The sequence below is a fragment of the Pseudomonas sp. NFACC14 genome, assembly GCF_900106885.1.
GTDB classification, from domain to species: Bacteria; Pseudomonadota; Gammaproteobacteria; order Pseudomonadales; family Pseudomonadaceae; genus Aquipseudomonas; species Aquipseudomonas fluorescens_AA.
On sequence record NZ_FNOA01000004.1, the window covers coordinates 316,310 to 332,241 of the forward strand.

The following is a 15,932-nucleotide window of genomic DNA, read 5'->3' on the forward strand; positions in this document are numbered from 1 at the left end:
TCTCGTTGGCACAGAAAAGCTGTACAAATACATATCTCTGTACAATTATTGGGGCGTCCTCGAGAAACTGGTGGCGTGCCCATGATCAGGTCGTTCGCGTTCAGGAAAAGCCTGGTCCGATGCATGGTTGGCCTGCTTGTACTGTATTGCGCCCATGCCTTGTCCGATTGGCGGGCCGCACTGCCGGGCACACGGCTGGTCGGGCAGGCCGATTTCACCTGGTTCGGGTTCGAGGTGTATCAGGCGCGATTATGGAGCGCAGCCTTGCAGCCCGGCCTTGAAACGGCGTTTGCCTTGGAACTCGATTACCGGCGCGCCATCAGCGCGCAAACCCTGGTCGAGACCAGCCTTGCGGAAATGCAACGCATCAGGGGCGCGCCCTTGGACGCCGGGCGTCTGGAAGCATGGCGAGGTCACATGCAGCAGGCCTTTGTCGACGTAAAGCCGGGAAGTCGCATTACCGGCGTCAACCTGCCGGGGCGCGGTTGCCGTTTCTATGTGAATGGGCAGCTGTCCCACGAGGTAATGGACCCAGCATTCGCCCGAGCCTTCTTCGCCATTTGGCTTGACCCGGCGAGCAAGGATAAAAAGCTTAGGAGTCAGCTACTTGGGCTTCAAACTTCACGTGATACAGGAGTCGCCCATGACCCGTTTTATGTTGGCGTTGCTGGTGATGTTGGGTCTGACCAGTTGCGGTAATGTCGATGTCGACCGCTACGCCGACCAGCAACCCCGGTTGGACCTGGCGCGTTTTTTCAGTCAGCCCGTCAAGGCCTGGGGCATTTATCAAAAACGCTCGGGTGAAGTGATCAAGCGTTTCGAGGTGGACATTGCCAGCCACCACGAGGGGGATCGATTGATTCTGGATGAGCGTTTCCTCTACAGCGACGGCACGCGTCAGCGGCGGGTCTGGACGTTGACACCCGAGGGGGCCGGACGCTGGCGCGGGCGTGCCGACGACGTGATCGGTGAAGCCCGGGGAGAAGTGGCCGGCAATGCACTGCGCTGGCAGTATCGATTGAACCTGCCGGTGGACGGTTCGACCTATGAAGTGACCTTCGATGATTGGATGTACCTGATGGATGACGACACGCTGATCAACCGTTCGAGCATGAGCAAGCTGGGTGTCGAGTTGGGCCAGGTGACCCTGTTTTTCCGGCGTCAGGCCGCAGGCATGCCATGACCTTGCAGGACTTGACCGACCTGGCCGTTGATGGCCGGATCCACGAACTGGAACTCTTGTCCCTGGAAGGCGGGCTCTACGTATTGCGCGCCCGGATGGACAGCGGATGGCATAGGCTGCTCGACGAGTCGGGCAAGACGTTGCCGGTACGCTCCACCACCCACCTGAGGGCATTGCTGCGTTTCGTGCCGCGCCTGCCGTGCATGTTGGTGCAACAGGTGGTCCATGATGAGATGTGTGGTCAGCGTGAGGGCGTCGTCGAGCCATTGCGCATCCCGTTGTTTCTGGACGAACCCTGGTAGCGTCTCGCTGGCGCCCTGGGTCAGCGCGATTCGGCCAGGCGCAACGCCAGCGGCAGCCATAAGCCCCACAGTGGTGCCAGGAGCAGAGCGGTTGCGAGGGGGCCGAGGGGGAGCGTCACCCCGGCCAGCGGCGCGCCCACCCAATAGGCCAGCGGCCCGCCAACCATCCCCGCCAGCACACCGCGCCAGGCCGGTCTTGTGGCCCAGGCCAGGCTATGGCGCAAACCGGTGGCGAAGACCAGCCAGAGCAGCGCCAGCCAAAATGGCAACGGACCTTGCTCGAACACGAACACGCCCAGCGCACCCAGGCTCCAGTCCAGCAACATGCCGCAGAGGCCGACGCTGATCACCGCGTGGCACTCGGCCCTGGGCGCCGGGCTGAATGCCAGGTGGGCGAGCAGGCCACCGGCTACAGCCAGCAGCCAGCCCGGCTGATGGGCACCGGCCACACAGCCCCACCAGCCCAGTTGCAGCCAGAGCGCGTTGATCAGCAGGCCGCTGCGGCTCATCGGGCTTTACCGTTGTTCCGGCAGGAACGACGGGCGGGCAGCGGGACCGGCGAACAACAACTGGGCAACGCCGATGGCACGTTCCTGGAAGCCCCCTTCGCAGTAGCACAGGTAGAACTCCCACAGGCGCTGGAAGGTTTCGTCATAGCCCAACTCCGACAAAGCCTGGCGCGATTGGCGGAAGTTCTCGTGCCAGTGGCGCAGCGTGCGGGCGTAGTGCGCACCGAAATCCTCGAGGTGCAGCAGGTTGAGTGGCGTCTGTGTGCTGGCGGTGCTCAACAGGATCGACAGCGATGGCAGGGCGCCGCCGGGAAAGACATGGCGCTGGATAAAATCCACCGAGCGCCGGGCTTGGGCATAGCGCTGGTCACGGATGGTGATCGATTGCAGCAACATCAAACCGTCATCCTTGAGTCGTGCGGCGCAGCAGCGGAAATACTCAGGCAGGTAGCGATGCCCGACGGCCTCGATCATTTCGATGGACACCAGCTTGTCGTAGCGTCCCTGCAAGTCGCGGTAGTCCTGGCGCAGCACCTGCACACGCGTTTGCAGGCCCAGCGCCTCGACACGCTGCAACGTATGGCGGTATTGCTCGTCGGACAAGGTCGTGGTGGTGACCTTGCAACCATAGTGTGTCGCCGCATGGATCGCGAGGCTGCCCCAGCCCGTACCGATTTCCAGCAAGTGGTCGCCGGGACGCAGGTCAAGCTTGCGGCAAATGCGCTCCAGCTTGTTGCGCTGGGCGTCTTCCAGGCTCTGCTCGGGGCTTTCGAACAGCGCGGCGGAATACATCATGGTGGGATCGAGCAGTCGTTCGAACAACTCATTGCCCAAGTCGTAGTGAGCCATGATATTGCGCCGCGAGCCTTGGCGATTGTTGCGGTTGAGCCAGTGCAACCCACGCATCAGCGGGCGGCTGAGGCGTGCCAGGCCGCTGTCCATGGCGTCGAGCACTTCCAGGTTGGCCACGAACAGGCGTGTCACGGCGCTCAGGTCGGCGCTGCGCCAGTAGCCGCGGATATAAGCCTCGCCGGCACCGATGGAACCGTTGCCGGCGATCATGCCCCAGGTGGCGTCGTCGAGAATCTCGACCTCGGCCACCAATGGGCTGGCGAGGTCGCCGAAACTCAGCGGCGCGCCATCGACCGTCAGGCGCAGGTGGCCGTGACGCAGGCGGCGCAATTGGCCGAGCACGGCCTGCTTGAAGAAGCCGCCGTTGAACAGGCAGAAGCTGCCGGCCTTAGTGACGCTCAGGGTGGGTTCGGGCATGGTCGGAGTCCTTGTGGGCTGTTTCGCCAATACTCAGGTCGCCCTGGCTGGCCTGGTGTGCGTGCAGGGGGGTGCGTTTGAACAGCAGGCGCAGGGCCTGCCAGTAGATGGCGCTGACGGTGCGCAGGCTCATCCATGGGAATGCCAGGACATGACGGCGCAGCGACCGGCCATCGAGAGGCTGGCGCTTGAGCATGAGGTGGGCCTCGAACACTTTGTGCCCGGCGCGCCAGTTCTCCATGTGCACACGGATACGGGCGTCCTGGACCAGGAAACGCATGCGGTAGTCCATGTCCCGGGGCAGGAACGGTGAAACATGGAACGCCTTGGCCACCTGGAATGCCTGGGGCTCGCCCGGGCGCACGGGCAGCACATAGTGGTAGCGTTCGCGCCATGGGGTATTACGCACTTCGCAGAGGATCGCTGACAGGCGGCCATCGGTTTCGTGGCAGAAATAAAAACTCACCGGGTTGAACGACAGGCCCCAACTGCGTGGCTGGGTCAGCAGGTGGATCGCACCTTGCGGAGCCGCGCCCAGGCTTTCGGCGAGGATCTCGCGCACAGCGTCGACCAGGGGGACGCCCAGGTGGGTGCGCGCTGGCAGGTAATCGCGCTCGCGCCAGCACAGCGGCGCCAGGATCCATGGTTGCAGCAGGCGCGACAGGCCCAGCACGTTCTGCTGTTCGGCGAGATCCAGGTACAGCATCCCGATCGGATAACGAAAGGCGTGGACGCGCGGGGTATGACGCCGATGGTCGATCCAGCCGCGACACAGGCTGCTGTTCACAGGTGCTCTCCGAAATGCTCCGCGACGTGGAGTGCGCTGACCACACCGTCTTCATGAAAACCGTTGGCCCAATAGGCTCCGCAGAAATAGCTGTGCCGCTGCCCTTGCAACTCACCCTGGCGGACCTGTGCGGCGACGCCGGCGAGGCTGTACTGGGGATGGGCGTAATCGAAGCGTGCGAGCACCAGGGCCGGGTCGACCGCATCGCTCTGGTTCAGGCTCACGCAAAAGGTCACCGGCGCGTCCAGGCCCTGGAGGATGTTCATGTTGTAGGTCAGCGCGGCCGGTGCCTGGGGTGGTCCGCCGAGGCGGTAGTTCCAGCTTGCCCAGGCCTGGCGCCGCCTTGGCAATAGTCGGGTATCGGTGTGCAGCAGCACTTCGTTGCTGGCGTAGGCCAAGGCACCGAGGACCTCGGTTTCTTCAGCGCTGGGAGCCTCGAGCAGGGCGAGGGCCTGATCGCTGTGGCAGGCGAACACCACTTTGTCGAAGCGCTCGGTGCCTGCGGCGCTGGTCACACTGACCCCGGCGGCGTCCCGGCTGACGCATTGCACCGGGCAGTCGAGTCGGATGTGTTGGCGGAACCCGGCGCACAACGGGGTGATGTAACCGCTCGAGCCGCCTTCGATCACGCGCCATTGCGGACGGTGGTTGACTGACAGCAGGCCGTGGTTGTGGCAGAAGCGCACGAAGAATTGCAGTGGAAACTCCAGCATCCGGGCCGGCGACATCGACCAGATCGCCGAACCCATGGGCACGATGTAGTGATCGATGAAACGCTGGCCGTAACCGCGGCTGTGCAGGTAGTCACCGAGCCGCGTGGCGCCGTCGATGCGTTGCGCCTGCAGATCGGCCGTTGCCTGCCGGTTGAACCGCAGGATGTCTCGCAGCATGCCCCAGAAACCGGGTGACAGCAGGTTGCGTCGGCGGGCGAACAGGCTGCTCAGGGTGTGGCCCTTGTATTCCTGCCCGGTGGCCGGGTCGTGCACCGAGAAACTCATTTCCGTAGGGCGCGAAGCGACACCCAACTGGTCCAGCAGGCGAATGAAGTTCGGGTAGGTCCAGTCGTTGTACACGATGAAACCGGTATCCACGCCATAGCGTCGGCTTTGCCAATCGACCTCTACGGTATGGGTGTGGCCCCCGATCCGGCCGTCGGCCTCGAAAAGGGTGATCTGATGGCGACGGTTCAACAGGTAGGCGCAGGTCAACCCGGAAATACCGCTGCCGATGATTGCGATGCGCATGTCTCAAGATTCCTTGGAGGGGCGTGCCAGGCGCCGGCCCAGGGCCAGCCGCCAGCGGGCGGGCAACTGTCCGAGCAGGCGCAGGACGGCGGTGAAGGCCCAGGGAAAAGCGATGTCCAGCGGCCGTGCCGGCAAGCGCCGGGCGATATGCCGTGCGGCCCGTTGCGCTGACCAGCGCATGGGCATGGGGAAGTCGTTGCGCCGGGTCAGCGGGGTATCGACGAAACCGGGGCTCACCAGCGTGACGTCGATGCCTTCGGCGGCCAGGTCGATGCGCAGGGATTCCACCAGGTAGCGTAACGCCGCCTTCGAGGCACCGTAGGCGCCAGCGCGCGGCAGGGCCAGCCAGGTGACCGCGCTGCCCACCACCACCAGATGCGGGCGTTGGCCCCGGCGCAACAAGGGCAAGGCCGCCTCCAGGCAATGGCTGGTGCCGAGCAGGTTGGTGGTGATGACACGTTCGACGAGGCGGGTATCGAAATACCCAGGCTCCAGGTATTCGCAGGTCCCGGCGTTGAGGATCACCAGATCCAGCGTCAACCATTCACGCTCGATCTGCTGGCAGACCAGGGCGACCTGGCTCGGGTCGGTCAGGTCGCCCGGCAGTGCCAGCACGTGGTCCGGATAGCGGGCCGCCAACGCCTGCAAGGGTTCTGCCTGGCGCGCGCTCAATGCCAGGTGATGGCCTTGTTCCAGCAACTGCGCCGCGAGGGCCGCGCCAATGCCGCTGCTGGCTCCGGTCAGCCAGATGCGGCTCATGCCAGCCTCCGCTTGAGCCAGCGGACCGCCGGTCCCAGCAATGGCAGGTGTTCGTAGAGCAGGGCGCCGGCGTCGAAGAAATCCTGGTGATGGTAGACACGATCCGTCCAGCGCAAATGGCTGCAGCCCTGCAAGGCAATGGGGGCGCCGCCTGCCAGGCGTGGGTGCCGAAAATGCAAGGTCCAACGCAGATAACCTTCACCGGAATCGACCTCATCGAACGCGTGGAAGTCGTAGCGCACGTCACTGGCGTTGGCATACAACTGCGCAAAGTACTCGCGCAAGGCGGTCAGGCCTTCGATCCGGTGCAAGGGGTCCTGGAAATGGATGTCGACGCTGTAGAGCTCATCGAGCTCGCCGAGGCGACGGGCGTCCAGCTTGGCGAAAGCCTGGGCGAAACGCTGGAGATAGGCGGACATGCTAGGCTCCGAAATATTGTACAGAAGACTATTTCTGTACAAGTTTTAGCAGCCTACTTCAGGAGTTGTACATTTGAAAGTTTTTTGTACAAGAAAATGCAAATTTGTACAATTCTAGTCGAGACAAGAGCAGGGCGCCGCAAGCCCTGCTTTGCGTCTTGCGGGCTCCCGTTCTACTGGATCATTGCGCCCGGGCTTCGGCCAGGGTCGGATAATCCGTGTAGCCACGTTCTTCGCCTTGGTAGAAGGTCGCTGCGTCGGGTGTGTTCAATGACTCACCCTGTTTGAAGCGCTCCACCAGGTCCGGGTTCGCCAGGAATGGGGTTCCGAACGCGACCAGGTCCGCTTCGCCACGACCGATGGCATTGCCCGCACGTTCCGCGCTGTAACCGCCGTTGGCAATGTAGGGGCCACCGAAGCGGCGCTTGAGTTCGAGGAAGTCGAACGGGCCTTCACCCAGTTCCACGATGTGCAGGTAGGCCAGGCCATAACGGCTGAGCATCCGGGCTGCGTATTCGAATGTCGCCTGTGGGTTGCTGTCGCTCATCGAGAAGTAACTGAAGATCGGCGACAGGCGTACGCCGACCCGGCTGGCCCCGAAGACTTCGATCACCGACTCGACCACTTCCTTGAGGAAGCGGGCACGATTCTCGACCGAGCCGCCGTAGGCATCGGTGCGTTGGTTGGTGCCGTCACGCAGGAACTGGTCGATCAGGTAGCCATTGGCGCCATGGATCTCCACGCCGTCGAAGCCGGCCAGCTTCGCGTTGACAGCGGCCTGGTGGAAGTCGGCCACTACTTCGCTAATTTCATCGAGGGCCAAGGCCCGTGGCAGTTCGTAGGGCTTGAGGCCTTCGGCGGTGTAGATCTCGCCATCGGCCTTGATCGCCGAGGGCGCTACCGGCAGTGCGCCGTCCTGCTGCACCAGCGGATGGGAGAGCCGGCCCACATGCCACAGCTGGAGGAACATCTGTCCGCCTTGGGCGTGGACCGCGTCGGTCACTTGCTTCCAACCGGCGACTTGTTCGCTGGTGAAGATGCCGGGCGTTCGCAGGTAGCCCTTGCCCTGGGCCGAGACCTGGGAGCCTTCGCTGACGATCAGGCCGGCGCTGGCGCGTTGGCTGTAGTACTCGGCCATGAGCGGCGTGGCCACGTCACCCGCACCTGCACGGCTGCGGGTCATCGGCGCCATGATCATGCGGTTTTTCAGGGACAGCTTGCCGAGTTGGACACGGGACAGCAGAAGATCGAGACCGATGTCAGTCATGATGCACCTCTAAGGAATGGGGGATGGACAGGTATTGAGTCGAGGGTCGGTCAGCCCAACCGACCCTCTTGCTGCAAAAGGGCGCCGATGCGCTGGATTTCTTGCTCGCCTTTTTCCAGGGCTGCCTCGCTGGTGTGCACGGAGTAATAACCCATCACCAAGTCGTGGGGATGCTTGACCGCCGAGCCGAGCACGAAGGAGGTCGCGCCCCGGGCAATGATGTCGATGGCTGCGCCGGACTCTTCGAAGACCACCATTTCCCCGGCATTGACGCGACCGCCGGCGTCGAGGCTGCCGTCGTTGACCGCCAGCCAGGCAACGGTGTGCCCAGCCGGTGGCGTATAGCGCCAGCGTTCCTGGTCTTTCAACTGCACGGCCAGGTAGTTCATGCCCGCCGGGGCTGCAACGCTGCTGCGAGCCGCGCCATGTTGACCGAGCAACACCCGCGCCGGACCTTCCCGGGGGATATCGGCGGGTGCCAGGTAGACGCTGTGGGCTGGAGCGTTTTCTGCAGCGGCCGGTAGTGCGACCCAAAGCTGGAAGCCATGGATCGACGAGCTGCCGACCGGCCGGGCGTCGTGCCATACGCCGTTACCGGCTTGCATCCACTCCATGCCACCGCTGGGCAGTACACCCGATTGCCCGGTGGTGTCTTCGTAGGCCACCTGACCTTCGATCATGTAGGTCAGCGTCGCGATCCCGGAATGCGGGTGCATGCCGAAACCTCTGTGCATGGCGTCGGCCTTGAAGGCGAAGAGGTCGAGAAACACAAAGGGCTTGCAGAGTTGGCCGAGGTCGCCCGGACTCATGAGGCGGGTGATCGGCCCGTGGCGGTTGCCCCGGGTGCGGTGGACAATGGTGCGCGATGGCGCTGCGACGATGCTGTTCATAGGTGACCTCGGATGCTTGAGCGTTGGTGGCCTCGATGCGAGCAGGATAAGTGCCTGGAAATAGATTGATTAGTCGATACAATCGGATTGAACTCATCCAAGAAATGAAGGAATGGCGACCTGATGCTCGATCTGAATGATGTCGCCCTGTTTGTTCAGGTGGTGCGCAGCGGCAGCTTTGCCGAAGCCGCCAGGCGGCTGGGCATGCCGTCCAATACCGTGAGCCGGCGCGTCCAGCAGTTGGAGACGCAATTGGGGACGCGACTGCTGCAACGCTCCACCCGCAAACTCACGCTGACTCAGGTGGGGCAGGGGTTCTATGAGCGCTGCGTCGGCGCTGTGGACGGGTTGACCGAGGCGGGGCAGGAACTGATGAAGGGCAGCGATGAGCCCAGTGGCCTGGTGCGTATCGCGGCGATGGCGGATTTCTTCGATTTTTTCCCGATGCAATGGGTGGCCGATTTCCTCGCTGCCCATCCGCGAGTGCAATTGGATTTCGTCCTCAGCGACGATCGTGTCGACCTGATTGCCGACCGCATCGACGTGGCCTTTCGCGGCGGCCCGCTACAGGACTCCGGGTATGTCGGTCGCCAACTGCTGAGCAACGAAGGCGACGGCATGGTCGCGAGCCCTGCCTACCTCGCCGCACGGGGAATGCCTGCGGCGTTACAGGACCTGGCTCACCACGACAGCGTGAGCTTCGCCCATCCCAGCGGCTTGAGTCACTGGCGGCTCATTGGTCCGGACGGCACCGAAGAGGAGGTGCAGGTCCCCAGCCGTTTCAACGCCAACACCGCTCAAGCCTTGCGCAAGGCGGCGGTGGCGGGCCTGGGCATCGCCGTGCTGCCTTCGGCGGTGAGCAGCGTCGACCTGGAAGCCGGAAGGCTGGTGCGTGTACTGCCACAGTACCGGCGCATCGGCTTTGGCCTGAATGTGCTTTATCCCAGTCGGCGGCAATTGCCCCTGGCGGTCTCGGCGTTCATTGCGCTGGTGATGGAAAAGCTGGAGCTCAAGGCGTTTCCGGCGCGGGTGAATTAGACGTCGGCCTCACATCCGCTGCTGAACCATCGCGTCGACATCCTCTGTCGGCGCTGCTCCTGGCAGTTTTTTCCTTCCCAGCAACGATAAAAACCCTCGTTTCGCAAATTCCCGCCTGCCAACACAATCGCCTCGACACCCTGACCACAGAACGACAACACATTGGAAAACCGAGGCGGCGCCATGCCGACCTGAACTGAATCCACTGCCGGAAGTGCACAGATATGCCCGAAGAGACCCTACACATCGATACGCTCGTCATAGGCGCCGGCCAGGCCGGCGTGGCCATGAGTGAGCACCTGAGCCGGCAAGGCGTGCCTCACCTGGTGGTCGAGCGCGACCGGATTGCCGAGGCCTGGCGCACGGCGCGTTGGGATTCGCTGGTGGCCAATGGGCCGGCCTGGCACGACCGCTTTCCGGGGTTGGAATTCGAAGGGCTCGACCCGGATGCCTTCGCGACGAAGGACCAGGTGGCCGATTACTTCGAAGCCTATGCCCGTCAGTTCAACGCACCGATCCGTACCGGCGTGGAGGTCCGGAAAGTCGAGCGCAATATCGGCCGTCCGGGCTTCATCGTTGAAACCTCCGAAGGCCTGATCGAAGCGATCCACGTGGTCGTCGCCACCGGACCCTTCCAGCGGCCGGTGATTCCACCGATTGCGCCGGACATGGCGACGGTCACCCAGCTTCACTCGGCTCAATATCGCAACCCCGGGCAATTGCCCGAGGGGGCTGTGTTGGTGGTGGGTGCCGGGTCGTCGGGGGTGCAGATCGCCGACGAACTGCAGCGCGCCGGCAAGCAGGTCTATCTCTCGGTAGGGGCTCACGATCGTCCGCCCCGGGCTTATCGCAACCGCGATTTCTGCTGGTGGCTGGGCGTGCTCGGCGAATGGGATGCGGAGGCCGTCAAGCCTGGCAAGGAGCACGTCACCATCGCGGTAAGCGGTGCCCGTGGTGGGCATACCGTGGATTTCCGTCGGCTGGCCCACGAAGGCATCACCTTGGTGGGCCTGACGAAAGCGTTCAAGGGCAGCGTGGTGACCTTCGAAGACAACCTGGCCGAGAACATCGCCCGCGGCGACGAAAACTACCTGGCGCTGCTGGATGCCGCCGACGCCTACATCGCCCGCAACGGCCTGGACCTGCCGCTTGAACCTGAAGCTCGTCACCGGCTGCCTGATCCGCAATGCCTGACCCAGCCGATCCTGGAACTGGACCTGGTCGCCGCCGGCGTGACCAGTGTCATCTGGGCCACCGGCTACTCGGTGGATTACAGCTGGTTGAAGGTCGACGCTCTTGGCGCCAATGGCAAGCCTCGGCATCAGCGTGGTGTTTCCAGTGAACCGGGCCTGTATTTCGTCGGCTTGCCCTGGCTGTCGCGACGGGGTTCGGCGTTCATCTGGGGCGTCTGGCATGACGCCCGGCATATTGCCGACCACATCGTGAAACAACGCATTTACCTCGCCTATCAAGATGCTGCCCAGCGCCAGGCTTCGGCACTCGACAGCGATTCACACCGTTCGAAAACCGGTCTCACGGGAGTTCGTTGATGCCTACTCACACGCGTATTCGCATGTTCAATACCAAGGACACCTACCCGAACCAGACGCTGGACAACGACCTGTGCCAGGCCGTGCGCGCCGGCAACACCGTCTATGTGCGCGGCCAGGTCGGCACCGATTTCGACGGCCAGTTGGTGGGGCTGGGCGATCCTCGCGCCCAGGCCGAGCAGGCCATGCGCAACGTCAAGCAATTGCTGGAAGAGGCCGGCAGCGACCTGAGCCACATCGTCAAGACCACGACCTACCTGATCGACCCGCGCTATCGCGAGCCGGTGTACCAGGAGGTCGGCAAGTGGCTCAAGGGCGTGTTTCCGATTTCCACCGGCCTGGTGGTCAGTGCCCTGGGCCAGCCGCAGTGGCTGATGGAAATCGACGTGATCGCGGTGATCCCTGAGTAAGGAACAGAACATGACCTTTTCCATCGTTGGACGCTGTGCCGAAACCGGCCAGTTGGGCATCGCCATCAGTTCCTCGAGCATTGCCGTCGGTGCCCGTTGCCCCTGGTTGCGCGCGGGCGTCGGCGCGGTGTCGAGCCAGAACATTACTCTGCCGGCCCTGGGCCCGCAGGTTCTCGATGAACTGGCGGGCGGCCTGGCGGCGCAAGCGGCGCTGGAGCGGACCTTGGCGCGCAACGGCTACAGCCAATACCGGCAAGTGGCGGTGATCGATGCCGAGGGCCGCACGGCGATTTTCAGCGGCGAGCATACCCTGGGCACCCACAACGCCGTGACCGGTGAGCAATGCGTGGCGGCCGGCAATCTGTTGGCCAACGCTGCGGTGATCGAGGCCATGGTCACGGCCTTCGAGCAGGGCGGTGGTTGTCTAGCGTCACGCCTGATGAGCGCGTTGCAGGCCGGGCAGGCGGCGGGCGGGGAGGCCGGGGCGGTGCATTCGGCGGCGCTCTCGGTGGTCGATGACCTGACCTGGCCCATCGTCGATCTGCGGGTGGATTGGGCCGAGGAAAATCCCATCGGCGAGCTGGAAAAACTCTGGCTCGCCTATCAGCCGCAATTGCAGGATTACCTGACCCGTGCGCTCAACCCGACCCTGGCGCCGAGTTATGGAGTGCCGGGCGATGAGTGAGCCGCGCAGTCGCGCGCTGCTGGCCGAGCTGGTGAGCTTTGCCACGGTCAGCCGCGATTCGAACCTGGCCTTGATCGAGTTCGTGCGCGACTACTTGCAAGGGCTGGGCGTGAACAGCGAGCTGATCTACAACGCCGAGCGAACCAAGGCCAACCTGCTGGCGAGCATTGGCCCAGCGGTGCCCGGTGGCGTGGTGTTGTCCGGGCACACCGATGTGGTGCCGGTGGACGGGCAGGCCTGGACGGTCGAGCCGTTCTGCCTGACCGAGATGGACGGTAAATGGTTCGGGCGCGGCACGGCGGACATGAAGGGGTTCCTGGCCTCGGTGCTCGCGGCGGTGCCGGTGTTCTTGTCCAGCCCGCTTCGGCGACCGGTGCACCTGGCGTTTTCCTATGACGAAGAGGTGGGTTGCCTGGGCGTTCACAGCTTGCTGGAGGCGTTGGTCCGGCGGATTGCACAACCGGCCCTGTGCCTGATTGGCGAGCCCACCCAACTCCGACCGGTGCTGGGGCACAAAGGCAAGCTGGCGATGCGTTGTCATGTCCGGGGGGCGGCTTGTCATTCGGCCTATGCCCCTTACGGGGTCAACGCCATCGAACAGGCGGCGCGCCTGATCGGACGGTTGGGCGAGATCGGCGCGCAGCTGGCCGAACCCTCGCGGCACGACCCGCGCTTCGACCCGGCGTTTTCCACAGTGCAGGTCGGGGTGGTCCACGGCGGCACGGCGCTGAACATCGTTCCGGCGGACTGTCGTTTCGATTTCGAGGTGCGCGCCTTGCCGGATTTCGATCCCCTTGTGGTGGCTGAGCAATTGCAAGGTTATGCCGAGCAGACCCTGCTGCCGGCCATGCAGGCGGTGGCGGGGGATACGGCGATCCGCTTCGAACCGTTGTCGGCCTACCCGGGCCTGGCCACTTCGCCTGACAGCGCGGCCGCCCGACTGGTTGCGCAACTGTGCGGCAGCGACGCGTTCGGCACTGTCGCCTTTGGCACCGAAGGCGGCCTGTTCCATCAGGCAGGGGTGCCAACGGTGGTCTGTGGCCCCGGCAGCATGGACCAGGGGCACAAGCCCGACGAATACGTAAGCGTTGAACAAATGGCCGCCTGCGACCGCTTGATGGATCGGCTGGCGAGCTATCTCTGTGAGCCCAATGATTGCTGACCGCAAGGTGCCTGAGGAGGACGATTTCAATGGAAGGAGATTCCTCGCGGTCAGCCAGGCGACACCCATGAACAGGCCGACAAGAGCCTTTGCTGTAGACCTTGCCGCCCGTATTTACGGTCACTTTTGAGTCCCGTCACCGGCTCGTGCGGGCGAGCCGGTATTTTCGAGGAACCGCTTCATGTCCAGATCCTTGCGTTGCAATATTGCGTGTGCCCTGGCGTTGCTGAGTACCAGTGTCCTGGCCGCGCCACAGAGCCTGACCGTGATTTCCTTCGGCGGCGCCACCAAGCAGGCCCAGGACAAGGCCTACTTCCAACCTTTCAACGCCAGCGGCGCGGGAAACATCGTGGCTGGCGAATACAACGGTGAATTGTCGAAGATCAAGGCCATGGTCGCCGCCGGCCACACCAGCTGGGACGTTGTCGAAGTGGAGAGCCCCGAGCTGTTGCGTGGTTGTGAGGAGGGGCTGTTCGAGAAACTCGACCTGGCAGGCCTTGGCGACCCGGCGAACTATGTGCCGGGAGCGCTCAATGAATGTGGGGTCGCCACCTACGTCTGGTCGATGGTCCTGGCCTATGACCAGAGCAAGCTCGCCAAGGCGCCCAAGTCCTGGGCGGATTTCTGGAACGTTGCCGAGTATCCGGGCAAACGCGGCCTGCGCAAGGGCGCCAAGTACACCTTGGAAATCGCCTTGCTGGCCGACGGGGTCAAGGCGCAGGACTTGTACAAAGTACTGAACACCCCGGAAGGCGTGTCCCGGGCATTCGCCAAGCTCGACCAGATCAAGCCGAACATCCAATGGTGGGAAGCCGGCGCGCAACCGGCCCAGTGGTTGGTGGCGGGGGACGTGGCGATGAGTGCGGCCTACAACGGGCGCATCGCGTCGGCGCAGAAAGAAGGCATGAAACTGAGCATCGTCTGGCCGCAGAGCCTCTACGACCCGGAGTACTGGGCCGTGGTCAAGGGCACGCCGAACAAGGCCCTGGCCGAGCAGTTCATTGCCTTTGCCAGCCAGCCGCAGACCCAGAAGGTGTTTTCGGAAAACATCCCTTATGGGCCGGTGCACCGCAAGACACTGGCGCTGTTGCCGACGGCGGTACAGGAACAGTTGCCCACCGCCGAGGCCAACCTGGCTGAAGCCCAAGCCGTGGACGCGGAGTTCTGGGTCGACCATGGCGAGGAACTGGAACAACGCTTCAACGCCTGGGCGGCTCGCTAGACACCGAACCGAGCTTGCTCGCGCAGGGACGCGCAGAGGTCGTGTAGGAGCTGTGTAGGAGCTGACGAGTGCAACGAGGCTGCGATCTTTCCCCAGACACTTGAATCTCAAGCGAAAGATCAAAAGATCGCAGGCTTCGCCAGCTCCTACGCCCTCAGGCCAGCCATTGCCTGAACTGTTCCTTGCAGTAGTCCACAAATAACTGCGCCGGTTTGGTGAGGTGCGCGCGCTTGAGCCAGCCTGCCACCAGCGCCGAACCGGTCACGTCCTCGGCGATGTCGACGCACACCAGGTGTTGCCCATCGTAGGTGCAGGCGGACTGCGGCCGGGTCACCAGTACGGCAAAACCAAAGGACTGGCCGACCATGCCCCGCACCATCTCGATGGACGGCGAGCTGAAGACAATGTTGGGCGTCAGGCCCAGCTCCTCGAAAATGCTCACGAAATAGGTGCGACTGGGCTGCACGTCCAGCAGGATCATCGGTTCGAGGGCCAGGTCGCGCAGCGATACCTGGGCCTGATCGGCGAAGCGATGCCCCGCCGGCAACAACGCGTAGGGGCGTTGCGGCGCCGTCAATGCTTCGGTCTCGATGGTGCTGTCGAGGTCGTGTTCATAGAAAATCGCCAGGTCGAAACGCCCCCCCGTGAGGCCTTGCACCAGCTCCTGTTGCTCGCCATCCTGCACGCGGATTTCCACCCCCGGGAAGCGCTGGCGAAAGCCCGCGATCAGCCGTGGCAGGTAGAGCGGGGCGACGGTTTCGAAGCAGCCGATGTCGATCTGCCCGCTGACCACATCGTTATCGGCCAGCGCGTTCTGCTCGAATTCCCGGGCCATGCGCAACAGCTCCTGGGCCTTGCGATAGAAGCGCGCGCCGCCGGGCGTCAGCGATACGCCCTGGGCGTGATGACGAATGAGCAATTGCACACCGAAACTGTCTTCCAAGCCCTTGATGGCGGAGGCGATCGACGGCTGGGCGATGTACAGCTTGCGAGAGGCTTCGGCGACGCTGCCACATTCGACGGTGGTGACGAAGTACTTCAGCTGACGCAAGGAATAGGACGCCACGGCACACCTCGATCCGGATGATTTCTGCCTACCTTACCTTGTGTACGGAGGGCGGTGGGCGGGCATTGATACGGATTTTGCTGGGCAGTGACGATATTCAGGCTGGCTTGGTGACGAGCGCCGAAAAAAACGCCTGCCCAAGGATCGTTGGCAGGCTTCCGGGAAAGACC

Annotated in this window: 18 protein-coding genes; 9 read left to right on the plus strand and 9 right to left on the minus strand. The window is 63.5% G+C overall.

Annotated elements, in window-relative coordinates; all coding sequences use genetic code 11:
- Window positions 1-81 precede the first annotated feature (81 nt).
- The 3 genes from BLU85_RS09950 to BLU85_RS09960 are packed head-to-tail and all read left to right on the plus strand — an operon-like array spanning window position 82 to window position 1,485.
- Window positions 82-699, plus strand: coding sequence for a chalcone isomerase family protein (locus BLU85_RS09950; RefSeq protein ID WP_092198470.1), 618 nt, complete (start codon window positions 82-84; stop codon window positions 697-699).
- Window positions 644-1,183 (plus strand): DUF3833 domain-containing protein, encoded by a 540-nt coding sequence (locus tag BLU85_RS09955; RefSeq protein ID WP_092198473.1) that lies wholly within the window; start codon window positions 644-646, stop codon window positions 1,181-1,183. The genes BLU85_RS09950 and BLU85_RS09955 overlap by 56 nt, the downstream gene beginning before the upstream one ends.
- Window positions 1,180-1,485 carry a DUF6482 family protein gene (locus BLU85_RS09960; RefSeq protein ID WP_092198476.1) on the plus strand — a complete coding sequence of 102 codons (306 nt, stop codon included), beginning with the start codon at window positions 1,180-1,182 and terminating at the stop codon, window positions 1,483-1,485. Before BLU85_RS09955 ends, BLU85_RS09960 begins: the two co-directional genes overlap by 4 nt.
- Before the next feature lie 20 nt (window positions 1,486-1,505).
- Here the strand turns inward: BLU85_RS09960 and BLU85_RS09965 are convergent, their stop codons facing one another.
- From BLU85_RS09965 to BLU85_RS10000, 8 genes are all read right to left on the minus strand, one after another.
- Window positions 1,506-1,994, minus strand: coding sequence for a DUF2878 domain-containing protein (locus tag BLU85_RS09965; protein WP_092198479.1), 489 nt, complete (start codon window positions 1,992-1,994; stop codon window positions 1,506-1,508).
- 6 nt (window positions 1,995-2,000) lie between these two features.
- A complete protein-coding gene (locus tag BLU85_RS09970) occupies window positions 2,001-3,263 on the minus strand; it encodes an SAM-dependent methyltransferase (RefSeq protein WP_092198482.1) in 1,263 nt (420 codons plus the stop codon).
- On the minus strand, window positions 3,235-4,050 hold the full coding sequence (locus tag BLU85_RS09975) for a DUF1365 domain-containing protein (protein WP_092198485.1): 816 nt from the start codon (window positions 4,048-4,050) through the stop codon (window positions 3,235-3,237). Before BLU85_RS09975 ends, BLU85_RS09970 begins: the two co-directional genes overlap by 29 nt.
- Window positions 4,047-5,294, minus strand: coding sequence for an NAD(P)/FAD-dependent oxidoreductase (locus tag BLU85_RS09980; protein WP_092198488.1), 1,248 nt, complete (start codon window positions 5,292-5,294; stop codon window positions 4,047-4,049). Before BLU85_RS09980 ends, BLU85_RS09975 begins: the two co-directional genes overlap by 4 nt.
- A gap of 3 nt (window positions 5,295-5,297) precedes the next feature.
- Window positions 5,298-6,053 carry an SDR family NAD(P)-dependent oxidoreductase gene (locus tag BLU85_RS09985; protein WP_092198490.1) on the minus strand — a complete coding sequence of 252 codons (756 nt, stop codon included), beginning with the start codon at window positions 6,051-6,053 and terminating at the stop codon, window positions 5,298-5,300.
- On the minus strand, window positions 6,050-6,472 hold the full coding sequence (locus tag BLU85_RS09990) for a nuclear transport factor 2 family protein (RefSeq protein WP_092198493.1): 423 nt from the start codon (window positions 6,470-6,472) through the stop codon (window positions 6,050-6,052). The genes BLU85_RS09985 and BLU85_RS09990 overlap by 4 nt, the downstream gene beginning before the upstream one ends.
- 181 nt (window positions 6,473-6,653) lie before the next feature.
- Entirely contained in the window at window positions 6,654-7,739 is a 1,086-nt protein-coding gene (locus BLU85_RS09995) for an alkene reductase (protein WP_092198496.1), read from the minus strand.
- Between the two features lie 50 nt (window positions 7,740-7,789).
- A complete protein-coding gene (locus BLU85_RS10000) occupies window positions 7,790-8,629 on the minus strand; it encodes a pirin family protein (RefSeq protein WP_092198499.1) in 840 nt (279 codons plus the stop codon).
- Between the two features lie 123 nt (window positions 8,630-8,752).
- On the opposite strand from BLU85_RS10000, the gene BLU85_RS10005 reads away from it, so the two are divergent.
- The 6 genes from BLU85_RS10005 to BLU85_RS10030 all read left to right on the plus strand — a co-directional run bounded on the left by BLU85_RS10005 (window position 8,753) and on the right by BLU85_RS10030 (window position 14,696).
- Entirely contained in the window at window positions 8,753-9,667 is a 915-nt protein-coding gene (locus BLU85_RS10005; protein WP_092198502.1) for a LysR family transcriptional regulator, read from the plus strand.
- A gap of 224 nt (window positions 9,668-9,891) precedes the next feature.
- Window positions 9,892-11,217, plus strand: a complete 1,326-nt coding sequence (locus tag BLU85_RS10010; RefSeq protein WP_092198505.1) for a flavin-containing monooxygenase — start codon at window positions 9,892-9,894, stop codon at window positions 11,215-11,217.
- Window positions 11,217-11,627 (plus strand): RidA family protein, encoded by a 411-nt coding sequence (locus tag BLU85_RS10015; protein ID WP_003182257.1) that lies wholly within the window; start codon window positions 11,217-11,219, stop codon window positions 11,625-11,627. Before BLU85_RS10010 ends, BLU85_RS10015 begins: the two co-directional genes overlap by 1 nt.
- A 10-nt stretch (window positions 11,628-11,637) precedes the next feature.
- Window positions 11,638-12,312, plus strand: coding sequence for a DUF1028 domain-containing protein (locus tag BLU85_RS10020; protein WP_092198508.1), 675 nt, complete (start codon window positions 11,638-11,640; stop codon window positions 12,310-12,312).
- On the plus strand, window positions 12,305-13,474 hold the full coding sequence (argE, locus tag BLU85_RS10025; protein WP_092198511.1) for an acetylornithine deacetylase: 1,170 nt from the start codon (window positions 12,305-12,307) through the stop codon (window positions 13,472-13,474). Before BLU85_RS10020 ends, argE begins: the two co-directional genes overlap by 8 nt.
- A gap of 181 nt (window positions 13,475-13,655) precedes the next feature.
- A complete protein-coding gene (locus BLU85_RS10030; protein ID WP_092198514.1) occupies window positions 13,656-14,696 on the plus strand; it encodes an ABC transporter substrate-binding protein in 1,041 nt (346 codons plus the stop codon).
- A gap of 154 nt (window positions 14,697-14,850) precedes the next feature.
- On the opposite strand, the gene BLU85_RS10035 is transcribed toward BLU85_RS10030, so the two are convergent.
- Window positions 14,851-15,762, minus strand: coding sequence for a LysR family transcriptional regulator (locus BLU85_RS10035; RefSeq protein WP_092198517.1), 912 nt, complete (start codon window positions 15,760-15,762; stop codon window positions 14,851-14,853).
- Between the last annotated feature and the right edge of the window lie 170 nt (window positions 15,763-15,932).